Origin of the sequence: Bradyrhizobium sp. CB2312, assembly GCF_029714425.1 — a bacterium.
In the GTDB taxonomy this organism is placed as follows: Bacteria; Pseudomonadota; Alphaproteobacteria; order Rhizobiales; family Xanthobacteraceae; genus Bradyrhizobium.
The window spans coordinates 3,963,560-3,976,072 of sequence record NZ_CP121668.1; the positions used below are offsets into that span (position 1 = coordinate 3,963,560).

A 12,513-nucleotide genomic window follows, 5' to 3' on the forward strand; every position below is an offset into this window, starting at 1 on the left:
GGTCAGCCGTGCCGGCCGCCTTCGAGGTAGGCGGCGCGGATTTCGGGGCGCTGCAGCAACTCGGCGCCGGTGCCCGCCAGCGTGATCAGGCCATTGACCATGACATAGCCGCGATGGGCGAGCTTGAGCGCGTGGTTGGCGTTCTGCTCGACGATCAGCACGGTCAGGGCGTCCTGCCGGTTCAGGGTGCGGATCGCGTCGAAAATCTGGCGGGCGATCAGCGGCGCGAGCCCGAGCGAGGGCTCGTCGAGCAGGAGCAGGCGGGGGCGGCTCATCAAGGCGCGGCCGATCGCCAGCATCTGCTGCTCGCCGCCGGACAGGGTTCCGCCGCGCTGGGCGTAACGTTCCTTCAGCCGCGGGAACAGCGTGAAGACGCGTTGCAGCGTCGCCTCGCGTTCCGCGTCGGTGCATCCGGTGGCGTCCGCGCCCATCTGGAGGTTCTCGGCGACACTCATGCGCGGGAAGATGCGGCGGCCTTCCGGCGACTGCGCGATGCGCAAATGCGCAATTTCGTGGGTGGGAACGCCGGTGATGTCGCGGCCTTCGTACAGGATCTGCCCCGAGCGGGCGCGTGGCTTGCCGAAGATCGTCATCATCAGCGTCGACTTGCCGGCCCCGTTGGCGCCGATCAGCGCCACGATCTCGCCGGCGTTGATCTCGACATCGACGCCCTTCAGCGCCTCGATCTTGCCGTAGGCTGCACGCAGGCCCCGGATCGCGAGCAGGGGAGTGGGCGACGTCACGACCCGCTCTCCATCACCGCCGCCGCCTCGTCCTCGTCGGTGCCGAGATAGGCGGCGATCACCTTGGGATCGTCGCGGACCTCGCGGGGCGAGCCTTCGGCGATCTTGACGCCGTGATCCATCACCACGATGTGGTCGGAGATCTCCATCACCACCGACATGTCGTGCTCGATCAGCAGGATCGAGGTTCCATCGTTGCGGATCGAGAGCAGCAGCTCGCTGAGAGCGGCGCTCTCGCGCGCGTTGAGGCCGGCGGCGGGCTCGTCCAGGCACAGCAGCGCCGGCTCGGTGCACATGGCGCGCGCGATCTCGAGCCGGCGCTGGTCGCCATAGGCGAGGTTGCCGGCGGCGTCGTCGGCGCGGTCGAGCAGGTTGACGCGCCTGAGCCAATCGGTGGCGAGGTCGATCGCGTGCTTCTCGGCGTCGCGGTACACGGGGGCGCCGACGAGGCCGAGGAAGGTGAAGCCGGATGCGCGCATCAAGGCGTTGTGCTGCGCCACCATCAGATTCTCCAGCGCGGTCATGCCGGGAAACAGGCGGATGTTCTGGAAGGTGCGGGCCACCTTGGCCTGCTTGGCGATACGAAAATCGTTCAGCCGCTCCAGCGCGATCACCCGGCCGTCGTCATGGGTGAGGCGGATGGTGCCTCCGCTCGGCTTGTAGAAGCCGGTGATGCAGTTGAATACGGTGGTCTTGCCGGCGCCGTTCGGCCCGATCAAAGCGGTGATCTTCTTCCGCTCGGCGGCGAAAGAGAGGTCCTGCACGGCGACGATGCCGCCGAAGCGCATGGTGAGCCGGTCGACACTGAGGATCCTGTCGCCGCTCATCCGTGGCCTTCCTTGACCAGGTCGGAGGAAATCGCCTGCGCCTTGGTTAGATACACGGTCGGGGCGCGATGGCCGATCAGGCCGCGCGGCCGCCAGATCATGATCAGCACCATGGCCATGCCGAACACCAGCATGCGGTAGCCCTCCAGGCCCCGGAACAGCTCGAAGCCGCCGATCATGGCGAGGGCGGCGAGCGCGACGCCGAGCTGGGAGCCCATGCCGCCGAGCACGACGATGGCGAGCACCAAGGCCGATTCCTGGAAGGTGAAGGATTCAGGGCTGATGAAGCCCTGGCGCGTCGCGAAGAACGCGCCGGCAAAGCCGCCGAACATGGCCCCGGTCGCGAACGCCGTGAGCTTCGTCGTCGTCGTGTTGATGCCGAGCGCGCGACAGGCGACCTCGTCCTCGCGCAACGCTTCCCAGGCGCGCCCGATCGGCAGGCGGCGCAGGCGGATCGTGACCCAGTTGGTCAGCAGCGCGAGCGCCAGGATCAGATAGAACAGGAAGACGATGCGGTGGGTCGGGGAGTACTCGATGCCGAGTTTTGCCGCGAGCCCGTCGTCGCTGTTGTCGAGCGGAATGCCGAAGAAGGTGGGGCGCGGAATGCCGGAGACGCCGTTGGGGCCGCCGGTGAGCTCCTGCCAGTTGATGATGACGAGGCGGATGATCTCGCCGAAGGCGAGCGTCACGATGGCGAGATAGTCGCCGCGCAGCCGCAGCACGGGAAAGCCGAGCAGCACGCCCCAGAACGCGGCGAGGATGCCGGCGAGAGGCAGGCAGATCCAGAACGACCAGCCGAAATTGGTGGCGAGCAGGCCGTAGGAATAGGCGCCGACCGCGTAGAAGGCGACGTAGCCGAGATCGAGCAGGCCGGCGAGCCCAACCACGACGTTCAATCCCCAGCCCAGCATGACATAAGTGAGGACGAGGATCGCGAGGTCGAGGATGTAGCGCTGGTTATAGAAGATGACGGGCACCAACAGCGTGAAGATCAAGAGCGCGGGCGCGAGATAGCGGCCGATGAACGACATTCCGCTCTGCACGGCTGGTGGCACCAGCTTCTCGGCGCCGGTCGGGCCGATCCATTGCCGCAGCAGCTCGATCACGATCGAGCCGCCGAATACTGCGGCAACGAGGGATGCAAGCTCGCCGAAGCGCGTCCAATAGGTGAGCTGGCCGTCGGATCCGGCCTCGGTGCGGATGCCGACCATCAGCGAGAACAGCACCAGCGCGACCAGCGCGTTGAAGAAGGCTGTCTTCAGAAGGGGGAGGATGCCGGCGGAGCGACTTGCGGATGCGGTATCTTGCGAGAGGGCTGTCACGCGCGGACCGTCAGACTTTTTCGACTTCGGGACGGCCGAGCAGGCCGGTCGGCATGAAGATCAGCACGACGATCAGGATCGAGAACGCCGCGACGTCCTTGTACTCGACCGAGAAATAGGCCGACCAGAACGTCTCGATCAAGCCGATCGCAAGGCCGCCGAGCATGGCGCCCGGCAGCGAGCCGATGCCGCCGAGCACGGCTGCGGTGAACGCCTTGATGCCGGCGACGAAGCCCATGAAGAAATCGACCAGGCCGTAATAGAGCAGGTACATCAGGCCGGCGACCGCGGCGAGCGCGGCACCGATTACGAAGGTCATGGAAATGGTGCGGTCGACGTCGACGCCGAGCAGCGCCGCCATGGTCTGGTCCTGCTCGCAGGCGCGCATGTCGCGCCCGAGCCGCGTGCGCGAGACCAGCCAGGTGAAGATGGCGAGCAGCACGATGGTAGTGACGACCACCATGATCTGGATGTTGGAGAGCTGGATGACGAAGCCGTCCGGGCTCTCATGCAGGGTGTAGCCGCCGGTGATGAAGGGCGGGATCGGCTTGACGCGCGCACCTTGCGCAACTTGCGAATAATTGGTCAGCACGAACGACATGCCGATCGCCGACAGCATCGGGGCGAGGCGGAAGGAATGCCGCAGCGGCCGGTAGGCGATGCGCTCGATGGTCCAGCCATAGAGCGCCGTGATCGCCATCGCGACCAGGAGCACCACGAGCAGGATGACCGGGATCGCGGTCAGGCCGAGCGAAACCAGGATCAGGAAGGTGATGAGGGCGATGAAGCCGCCGATCATGAAGATGTCGCCATGGGCGAAATTGATCATGCCGACGATGCCGTAGACCATCGTGTAGCCGATGGCGATCAGGCCGTAGATCGAGCCGAGTACAAGGCCGTTGATGAGCTGCTGGGCGAAATAATCCATGGACTGCCGTACCAACCTGACGCGGCTCAAAGGGAGCTCTTGAGAGAGAGTTCTTGGGCCCCGGCAGCCCTTGAGCGTTCGTCTCGTTTTCTAACAGGAGGGAACTGGCCGCCGCAACAGCCGAGGCCTCGGCATAAAGGCTTGTACAGAGGTCATTTCGGCTACGGACGTCATTTCGGCGGTTCCGCAGGTGCGGGAACCGGGTTCCGCAGGGCAACCAAAATGCGGGCGGCACGTTATCTCCGCTCTGACGTCCAACAAGGGAGTTTCCCCGAATGACGAAGCAGCAGAACCAGAATCCGGGCCAGCAGAGTCAGAACCCCGGCCAGCAGCGCCCCGGTCAGCCAGGGCAGCAGCAGGGCGGCGGTCAGAAACCCGGACAGCAGCAGCAGAACGACCCGATGCGCCAGGGCGACCGCCCCGGCCAGCAGAGCGGCCAACGCAATCAGGAATAAACTTTGGGAGTCCAAGGGAGTCCACTTAGGGAGTCCAAGAGCGGAGAGTAGTAAGAGAGGTCCCGCCGAAAGGCGGGGCCTTTTTTCTTTGGCAGGCGATGCGCCGGGCCAGTTAAGGTAAATAAAGGGTTTAAATTGCCGCCACAGTCTGATGCGAGTTAGCTCCCGGCAAAGCCTTCCCAGTGAAGGCGCGTGGCAGGCGAAGCGGGAAGCGGCATGTTCAGGAATTGGCGGATCGGCTCGGTGAACGGCGCGCTGCTGGCGGCCTATTTCATTCCGGCCTGGGCCCTCGTCGCCTTCAACATCATGATCGCGCCGGTGCACGGCCTTTACGAGCGGCCGAGTGTCGCGGTCGCCCTGTTCCTCAGCGACCATCTCCAGATGGCGGGAATGGAAACGGTGCGCGCGGCTTGGCTGCTGGCGCTCGGCCGGGCGACCGTGGTGGCGTTCTTCGCGATCTATCTCGTGTTGCTGTGCATTCCGCGCACCCGCAAGAGCGGCAGCAGCGACGAGGCGCTCGGGATCGCGCTGGCGATCGGCAGCCTGATCTCGTTCGCCAGCATGGTGATGGCCTCCAAGGTCGGCGAGATGGCCGCGCTGCGGCTGCACGCCACCGAGCTCCTGCTCCTGCTCGGTGCCGCCATCGTGGTGGTGATCGAGAAGCCGGCGGCAGCGCCCAAGATGGTTCAGAAGGCCGTCGAGGCGCCTGCGCCGCTAGCTCTTGAGCAGGCCGAGCTCCTGCACAATCGCTGAGGCTTCCTTGACGGCGTGGTTCGCCGCCGGCACGCCGCAATAGATTGCCTGCTGCAACAGGATTTCCTTGATGTCGTCGGGCGTGAAGCCGCCCTCGGCGAGCGCCGCCCGCACATGCAGGCGGAACTCGTCCCATTGCCCGAGCGCGACCATGGTGCCGATCACGAGCACGCGCCGCGTGCGCTCGTCGAAATGCGGCCGCGTCCAGATCTCGCCCCAGGCGTAGCGCGTGATCAGGTCCTGGAAGTCGGTGTTGAAGGCGTTGCGGTTCGCGACCGACTTGTCGACCCAGGCATTGCCCAGCACCTTGCGGCGCACATTCATGCCGGCATCGCGGCGCTTCTGGTCGTCCATTCTATCCTCCTCTCCGTCATTGCGAGCGTAGCGAAGCAATCCAGAAATGCGTCAGCAGAGGCAGTCTGGATTGCTTCGTCGCTACGCTCCTCGCAATGACGGTTGTTGCTATCGCTGCGTCAAGAAGCCCACCACTGCGTCGGTGAACGCGTGCGGCTGCTCGACGTTGGAAATGTGGGCGGCGTCGATGATGGTCATGCTGGCGCCGGGAATGCTGGAGCGGATCAATTCGCCCGCCGAGATCGGCGTCGCCATGTCGTGGCGGCCGGCGATCACCAGTGTCGGGCTCTTGATCTTCGGCAGCAGCGCGCGCTGGTCGAGCGTCGACAGCGCCTCGCAGCAGGCGAGATAGCCTTCGACGGGGGAGGCGAGCAGCATCGATTTCATCTTAGCGGCGATCTCGGGCTCGCGTTCGCGGAAATCAGCCGTGAGCCAGCCCGCCAGCACGGCATCGGCGACCGCCGCGATGCCGCCCTTCTTCACGGCGTCGATGCGCTCCAGCCATTTGGTCGGCTGGGCATAGTAGCAGGAGGTGTTGGCGAGAATCAGCTTGCCGAAGCGCTCCGGCGCATTGGCGCCCAGCCATTGCCCGACCATGCCGCCCATCGACAGGCCGCACCAATGCACCTTCTCGATGTTAAGGTCGTCGAGGATCGCGAGCACGTCGCGGCCGAACCGCTCCATCGTGTAGGGGCCCGGCGGAACGTTGGACCTGCCGTGGCCGCGGCGGTCGTAGCGGATGACGCGGAACACCTGCGTCAGCGCCTTCATCTGCGGCTCCCACATCTGCAGCGTGCAGCCGAGCGAATTGGAGAGCATCAGGGTCGGCCCGCCGTCGCGGCCCTCGACGGAGACGTTGATCAGGCAACCGTCGGCATCGATCATGGGCATTGCATGTTCCTTGTCATGCGCGGGCTTGGCCCGCGCATCCATCCAGAAAGTGAATCTATCCTAGATGATGGATTGCCGGGTCAAGCCCGGCAATGACATCAGGAGAGATCCAACGAAGCGAGCAGGCGGTCGATCAAGGCCTGCGATGCGCCTTGATAGGCCATCGGCTCGAACAATGCCGCAATTTTTTCCGGTGAAAGATGCGTGGTGACCTGCGAATCGGCCGACAGCACCTCGCGCAGATGCTTCTTCTCGGCAACCGCGCGCTTGCTCGCGGCCTCGATCAGATGATGTGCATCGCTCTTGCCGATCTTGTCGGCGAGCGCGAAGGTGACGGCCTCGGCCATGATCAGCCCATGGGTCGCATCGAGATTGCTGCGCATGCGCGCGGCATCGACGTCGAGGCCTTCGGCGATGTCGACGATGGCGGCGAGCGCGCCGGAGGCGACCAGCATCAATTGCGGCAGTGTCGGCCATTCCGCGTGCCAGGGGCCGGCGCTGCGCTCGTGGTCCTGCACCTGGGCTGCAAAAATCGTTGCGGCGAGCTGCGGGGCCATGGTGGCAGCGCCGAGCGCGCTTGCGGCTGCGACCGGATTGCGCTTGTGCGGCATGGTCGAGGAGCCGCCGCGGCCTTCGCCGGCGGGCTCGAACGCTTCGCCGACATCGGTCTGCATCAGCAGCGAGACGTCGCGGGCGATCTTGCCGCAGCTGCCGGCGAGAATCGCAAAGCATGAAGCCGCCTCGGCGATCCGGTCGCGATGGGTGTGCCAGGGCGCTTCCGGCAGCGGCAGGCTCAATTCCTGCGCCAATCGTTCCGCAACGACGAGCCCCTTGTCGCCGAGCGCGGCGAGCGTGCCGGCGGCACCACCGAATTGCAGCGCGAGGCCCTCGCGGCGGAGCCGCCGCAGCCGGCAGCGTGCGCGGGCAAGGCTCGACGCGTATTCCGCGGCCTTCAGTCCGAACGGCATCGGCAGCGCGTGCTGCAGCCAGGTCCGCGCCACCATCGCGGTGTTGCGGTGCTTGCGCGCCAGTGCGGCAAAGCCCTTGATGGCACGGCTGAGGTCGGCGTCCAGCGCGTCGATGCCAGCGCGCAAGCCGAGCATGGTCGCGGTGTCGATGACGTCCTGGCTGGTCGCGCCCCAATGGACGTAGCGGGCGGCCTCCGCATCGACCTTGCCGACATTGGCGGTCAGCGCCTTGACCAGGGGGATCGCGAGATTGCCCGACCGCGTCGCAGCCTCGGCCAGCGCGGCCATGTCGAAGGTGTCAGCCTTGCACGCCACCTCGATCGGTCCCGCCGCAGATGCGGGAATCACGCCCGTCGCGGCCTCGGCGCGTGCCAGGGCTGCCTCGAAATCGAGCATGTACTGGAGGGTCGACCGGTCGTCGCAGATCGCGCGCATGGCCGGGCTCGACAGCATCGGCGCGAGCAGGGGGGAGAGGGATGTGCTCATATTATGCGGGACCTAACCACCATGGGTCGCCTGTGCCAATCCCAAACCATCGGCGCAAGCTTTTTGCAGTTGCGAATATGCATTGCACGTGACCGGGCGCCGCCCTTTCCTTTGCCGCCTCCGTGCGTTACTTGAGCAGCACCAGAGTGACAAGATCCGGGAGGCGCCCCATGGCCATGACGATGAACGGCGAAGTCCAGCTTGCGGCGCCGCGCGAGGCGGTCTGGGAGAAGCTCAACGATCCCGAGGTGCTCAAGGCCTGCATCCCCGGCTGCGAGGAGCTGGAGAAGACCGAGGACGGCGGCTTCCGTGCAACGGCAAAGATGAAGGTCGGGCCGGTGTCGGCGCGCTTCAAGGGCAAGGTCATGCTGAGCGATCTCGACCCGCCGAACGGCTACAAGATCTCAGGTGAAGGCGAGGGCGGCGTGGCCGGATTCGCCAAGGGCGGCGCCGCGGTCAAGCTCGCTGAGAAGGACGGCGGCACGCTGCTCTCCTACGATGTCGAGGCGCAGATCGGCGGCAAGTTGGCGCAGCTCGGCCAGCGCCTGATCAACGGCACCGCCAAGAAACTGGCCGACGAGTTTTTCGCGAATTTCGCCAAGGCGGTACAGGGCTGAAACCTATCGCCTTTCGGCATGGCGGCTTGCGTCCGGGGTGATGTTGCCCCAGGGGACAATGGCCCATATGATGGGTTGGAATAATTATAAGAAGGCTTCGACGGGACCCGTCGGGGCGCTGATAGAGAGTGCTTATGGCAAAAATCTCCCTCATCGTGAACGGCAATCCTGTGACGGCCAATGTCGATCCCCGCACGCTTCTGGTGCAGTTCCTGCGCGAGAATCTGCGCCTGACCGGCACCCATGTCGGCTGCGACACCTCACAGTGCGGCGCCTGCGTCGTGCATCTCGACGGCAAGGCCGTGAAGTCCTGCACCACGCTTGCCGTGATGGCCGACGGCCATGAGGTCAAGACGATCGAGGGGCTGGCTGCCGACGGCGCGCCGCTGCATCCGATGCAGGAGGCCTTCCGCGAGCACCATGGCCTGCAGTGCGGCTTCTGCACGCCGGGCATGATCATGACCGCGATCGACATCGTCCATCGCAAGGGCCACGAGCTCGACGACCATACGATCCGCGAGGAGCTGGAAGGCAATCTCTGCCGCTGCACCGGCTACCAGAACATCGTCGCCTCGATCTCCGCCGGCGCCAAGGCGATGGCGAAATCCGATCTCGCCTAACCCGCGCATCCCGCGATCAGGACATTCAGATGTACGAATTCAAATATCACCGCCCCGGGACCGTGCGGCAGGCCGCCAACCTCCTGGTGAAGAACGAAGACGCCAAGGTGATCGCCGGCGGCCACACGCTGATTCCCGTCATGAAGCAGCGTCTCGCCAGCCCCCCGCATCTGGTCGACCTCTCCCATATCGAGGGGCTCGACACGATCGAGATGAAGGGCCGCTCGCTGGTGATCGGCGCCACCGCCAAGCACGCGGAGGTCGCGACCTCCGCCATCGTCGGTGAAGCCATCCCGGCGCTGGCGGATCTCGCCGGCCAGATCGGCGATCCCGCCGTGCGCCACCGGGGCACGATCGGCGGCTCGCTCGCCAATAACGATCCGACCGCCGACTATCCCGCCGCGGTGCTTGCGCTCGGGGCGACCATCGTCACCAACAAGCGCCGCCTCAAGGCCGAGGAGTATTTCCAGGGCCTGTTCTCGACCGCCCTGGAAGCGGACGAGATCATCACCAAGGTGATGTTCCCGCTGCCGAAGAAGGCGGCCTACGTCAAATTCCGCAACCAGGCCTCGCGCTATGCGCTGGTCGGCGTGTTCGTGGCCCGGCGTCCGTCGGACGTGCGGGTCGCCGTCACCGGCGCCGGCTCCGAAGGTGTGTTCCGCGTCACCGCGTTCGAGGAAGCCCTGAAGAAGCGCTTCGCGTCGAAGGCGATCGAAGGCATCGAGGTGCCGGCGGACGGCCTCAACAGCGACATCCACGGCAGCGCCGAATATCGCGCGCATCTCATCGGGGTGCTGACGCGGCGTGCCCTCGACGCCGCCAACGCCAAGGCTTGAGTGAACCTCACGCCTCGGCCAAACTTGTCCCTGGTAGGGGCGTAGCGAGACTGGCTTTTTCATGAATTCAGCGGCCAATTCTTCCGGTGCTTTGCCGGCATCGGTCGATGCGATGCTCGAACTCTTGACGTCGCGCGGCTATCTCGCCGAGCGGTCGCTGGCGACGGTGACCTATCTGTCGCTGCGCATGGGCCGGCCGCTGTTCCTGGAAGGCGAGGCCGGCGTCGGCAAGACCGAGATCGCAAAGGTGCTCTCGGCGGCGCTGGGGCGGAAGCTGATCCGTCTGCAATGCTATGAGGGCCTCGACGTTTCCTCCGCGGTCTATGAGTGGAACAGCGCCGCGCAGATGATCGCGATCCGGATGGCGGAAGCCGCCGGCGATACCGATCGCGATCAGCTCTCGAGCGACATCTTCGCCGATCGCTACATGATCAAGCGGCCGCTGCTCCAGGCGCTGGAGCCTGATGTGGCCGGCCCGCCGGTGCTCTTGATCGACGAGCTCGACCGCGCCGACGAGGCGTTCGAGGCGTACCTGCTCGAAATCCTCAGCGACTTCCAGGTGACCATCCCCGAATTCGGCACCGTGAAGGCGCCGCATCCGCCGATCGTCATCATCACCTCCAACCGTACCCGCGAGATCCACGACGCGCTGAAGCGGCGCTGCCTCTATCACTGGGTCGATTATCCCGCCGCCGAGCGCGAGCTCGCCATCGTCAAGACGCGCGTGCCCGGCATCTCGGCAAAACTCTCGCAGCAAGTCGTGCGCTTCGTGCAGGCCCTGCGCAACCAGGATTTCTACAAGTCGCCTGGTGTCGCCGAGACCATCGACTGGGCCACCGCTTTGTCGGAGCTCGATGCCCGCTCGCTGACCCCGCAGGTGGTCGGCGACACGCTGGGCGCGCTGCTCAAGTACCAGGACGACATCACCCGGATGCAGGGCGATGCCTTGCAGAAGGTGCTGAAGGACGCGACGAGCGAGAATTGACGTGCTCGTCATTCCGGGGCGCGTCCGAACTCGGGTTTACCCGAGTTCGGAATCTCAGATGTCCAAGTCGGCAACAGCCGACTTGGATGGCGAACCCGGAATCCATCGGGCCGCGGAGTTGGTGGATGAATGGATTCCGGGCTCGCGACTTCGTCGCGCCCCGGAATGACGAGGGGATGGATACGAAACCATGGCCATCAACCACCTTGCGCCCGAGCAAACCGAGCAGTTCGCCGACAACATCGTCGGCTTCGCCCGCGCGCTGCGCTCTGCCGGCATGCCGGTGGGCCCAGGGGCCGTCATCGATGCGATGAGCGCGCTGCAGGTGATCGACATCGGCAACCGGTCCGACGTCTTCACCACGCTGGAGGCGATCTTCGTCAAGCGCCACGAGCATGCGCAGATCTTCAGGCAGGCCTTCAACCTGTTCTTCCGCGCCTCGGAAGAGTGGAAGCACATGCTGGATTCGGTGCCGCTGCCGGAGCAGGCCAAGAAGAAGCCGCAGGCCGGCGCCCGCCGCGTGCAGGAGGCGATGTCGCAGCCGCGCATGACCGAGACGCCGCAGCACCAGGAGCAGGACCTGCGCCTGTCGGTCTCCGACAAGGAGATCCTTCAGAAGAAGGATTTTGCGCAAATGAGCGCGGCGGAGATCAGCGAGGCGCTGCGCGCGATCGCGCGGATGCACCTGCCGCAGGCCGAGCTCCTGACGCGCCGGCACCAGCGCGATCCGCGCGGGCTGCGTCTCGACCTGCGCCGCACGCTGCGCGCGTCCTTACGCACCGGCGGCGACATCATCGACATCCATCGCTTGGGGCGGATCGAGAAGCCGGCGCCGATCGTCGCGCTGCTCGATATCTCGGGCTCGATGAGCGAGTACACCCGCCTGTTCCTGCACTTCCTCCACGCCATCACCGACGCGCGCAAGCGCGTCTCGGTGTTTCTGTTCGGCACCCGTCTCACCAACGTCACACGGGCGCTGCGCCAGCGCGACCCCGACGAGGCGCTGGCGAGCTGCTCGGCTTCGGTCGAGGACTGGGCCGGCGGCACGCGGATTTCGGCCTCGCTGCACAACTTCAACAAATTGTGGGCGCGGCGCGTGCTGAGCCAGGGCGCCATCGTGCTCCTGATCTCCGACGGGCTGGAGCGGGAGGCCGATTCCAGGCTGGCCTTCGAGATGGACCGGCTGCACCGGTCCTGCCGCCGGTTGATCTGGCTCAACCCGCTGTTGCGCTTCGGCGGCTTCGAAGCCAAGGCCCAGGGCATCAAAATGATGCTCCCGCACGTTGACGAATTCCGCCCGGTACATAATTTGAGTTCGATCCAGGAGCTGATCACGACGCTCTCCCAGCCGCTGCCGCCGCATCACCGCAGCCTGATCCGCTCCGCAGCTTGAGAGGCAACCCATGCTCGATCGCGACGAGGATATTCTGAAGGCGGCGGAGGACTGGCAGAAGGCCGGCCGTGGCGTCGCGCTGGCGACGGTCGTCGAGACCTGGGGCTCGGCCCCGCGCCCGGCAGGCTCGAGCCTCGTCATCAACGATGAGGGCACGTTCTTAGGCTCCGTCTCCGGCGGCTGCGTCGAGGGCGCCGTGGTCACCGAGGCCATGGACGTGATCGAGAGCGGCAAGCCCAAGATGCTGGAGTTCGGCGTCGCCGACGAGACCGCCTGGAACGTCGGTCTGTCCTGCGGCGGCACCATCCGCGTCTTCGTCGAGAAGGTCGGCTAGC

General features: G+C 65.7%; 15 protein-coding genes. 8 read left to right on the forward strand and 7 right to left on the reverse strand.

Going from position 1 to position 12,513, the window contains the following annotated elements; genetic code table 11:
- Positions 1-2 precede the first annotated feature (2 nt).
- From QA642_RS19135 to QA642_RS19150, 4 genes are read right to left on the reverse strand one after another with little or no spacing between them, the layout of a single operon-like run.
- Positions 3-743: an ABC transporter ATP-binding protein gene (locus tag QA642_RS19135; RefSeq protein ID WP_283086014.1), complete on the reverse strand. Its 741-nt coding sequence runs from the start codon at positions 741-743 to the stop codon at positions 3-5.
- Positions 740-1,570: an ATP-binding cassette domain-containing protein gene (locus QA642_RS19140; RefSeq protein ID WP_283086015.1), complete on the reverse strand. Its 831-nt coding sequence runs from the start codon at positions 1,568-1,570 to the stop codon at positions 740-742. Before QA642_RS19140 ends, QA642_RS19135 begins: the two co-directional genes overlap by 4 nt.
- Positions 1,567-2,892 (reverse strand): high-affinity branched-chain amino acid ABC transporter permease LivM, encoded by a 1,326-nt coding sequence (livM, locus tag QA642_RS19145; protein ID WP_283086016.1) that lies wholly within the window; start codon positions 2,890-2,892, stop codon positions 1,567-1,569. Before livM ends, QA642_RS19140 begins: the two co-directional genes overlap by 4 nt.
- 10 nt (positions 2,893-2,902) lie before the next feature.
- Positions 2,903-3,820 (reverse strand): branched-chain amino acid ABC transporter permease LivH, encoded by a 918-nt coding sequence (locus QA642_RS19150; RefSeq protein WP_283086017.1) that lies wholly within the window; start codon positions 3,818-3,820, stop codon positions 2,903-2,905.
- Positions 3,821-4,095: 275 nt separating this feature from the next.
- Here QA642_RS19150 and QA642_RS19155 point away from each other — a divergent pair, with 275 nt between their 5' ends.
- Entirely contained in the window at positions 4,096-4,275 is a 180-nt protein-coding gene (locus QA642_RS19155) for a hypothetical protein (protein WP_283086018.1), read from the forward strand.
- A gap of 216 nt (positions 4,276-4,491) precedes the next feature.
- On the forward strand, positions 4,492-5,028 hold the full coding sequence (locus QA642_RS19160) for a hypothetical protein (RefSeq protein ID WP_283086019.1): 537 nt from the start codon (positions 4,492-4,494) through the stop codon (positions 5,026-5,028).
- Here the strand turns inward: QA642_RS19160 and QA642_RS19165 are convergent.
- The 3 genes from QA642_RS19165 to QA642_RS19175 all read right to left on the reverse strand — a co-directional run bounded on the left by QA642_RS19165 (position 4,990) and on the right by QA642_RS19175 (position 7,727).
- The gene (locus tag QA642_RS19165) at positions 4,990-5,382 is read right to left on the reverse strand and encodes a carboxymuconolactone decarboxylase family protein (protein WP_283086020.1); all 393 of its coding nucleotides are present in this window, start codon (positions 5,380-5,382) and stop codon (positions 4,990-4,992) included. The genes QA642_RS19160 and QA642_RS19165 overlap by 39 nt on opposite strands.
- Before the next feature lie 108 nt (positions 5,383-5,490).
- Positions 5,491-6,273 carry a 3-oxoadipate enol-lactonase gene (gene pcaD, locus QA642_RS19170; protein WP_283086021.1) on the reverse strand — a complete coding sequence of 261 codons (783 nt, stop codon included), beginning with the start codon at positions 6,271-6,273 and terminating at the stop codon, positions 5,491-5,493.
- A 98-nt stretch (positions 6,274-6,371) separates the two neighbouring features.
- Entirely contained in the window at positions 6,372-7,727 is a 1,356-nt protein-coding gene (locus tag QA642_RS19175) for a 3-carboxy-cis,cis-muconate cycloisomerase (RefSeq protein ID WP_283086022.1), read from the reverse strand.
- A 170-nt stretch (positions 7,728-7,897) separates the two neighbouring features.
- Here QA642_RS19175 and QA642_RS19180 point away from each other — a divergent pair, with 170 nt between their 5' ends.
- The 6 genes from QA642_RS19180 to QA642_RS19205 all read left to right on the forward strand — a co-directional run bounded on the left by QA642_RS19180 (position 7,898) and on the right by QA642_RS19205 (position 12,512).
- Positions 7,898-8,344, forward strand: coding sequence for a carbon monoxide dehydrogenase subunit G (locus QA642_RS19180; RefSeq protein WP_027560188.1), 447 nt, complete (start codon positions 7,898-7,900; stop codon positions 8,342-8,344).
- Positions 8,345-8,478: 134 nt separating this feature from the next.
- On the forward strand, positions 8,479-8,964 hold the full coding sequence (locus QA642_RS19185) for a (2Fe-2S)-binding protein (RefSeq protein ID WP_014494194.1): 486 nt from the start codon (positions 8,479-8,481) through the stop codon (positions 8,962-8,964).
- A 29-nt stretch (positions 8,965-8,993) separates the two neighbouring features.
- The gene (locus tag QA642_RS19190; RefSeq protein WP_283086023.1) at positions 8,994-9,800 is read left to right on the forward strand and encodes a xanthine dehydrogenase family protein subunit M; all 807 of its coding nucleotides are present in this window, start codon (positions 8,994-8,996) and stop codon (positions 9,798-9,800) included.
- A gap of 61 nt (positions 9,801-9,861) precedes the next feature.
- Positions 9,862-10,785, forward strand: a complete 924-nt coding sequence (locus QA642_RS19195; RefSeq protein ID WP_027560185.1) for a MoxR family ATPase — start codon at positions 9,862-9,864, stop codon at positions 10,783-10,785.
- 190 nt (positions 10,786-10,975) lie between these two features.
- Positions 10,976-12,178: a VWA domain-containing protein gene (locus QA642_RS19200; RefSeq protein ID WP_283086024.1), complete on the forward strand. Its 1,203-nt coding sequence runs from the start codon at positions 10,976-10,978 to the stop codon at positions 12,176-12,178.
- A gap of 10 nt (positions 12,179-12,188) precedes the next feature.
- The gene (locus QA642_RS19205; RefSeq protein ID WP_008564652.1) at positions 12,189-12,512 is read left to right on the forward strand and encodes an XdhC family protein; all 324 of its coding nucleotides are present in this window, start codon (positions 12,189-12,191) and stop codon (positions 12,510-12,512) included.
- Position 12,513 lies beyond the last annotated feature (1 nt).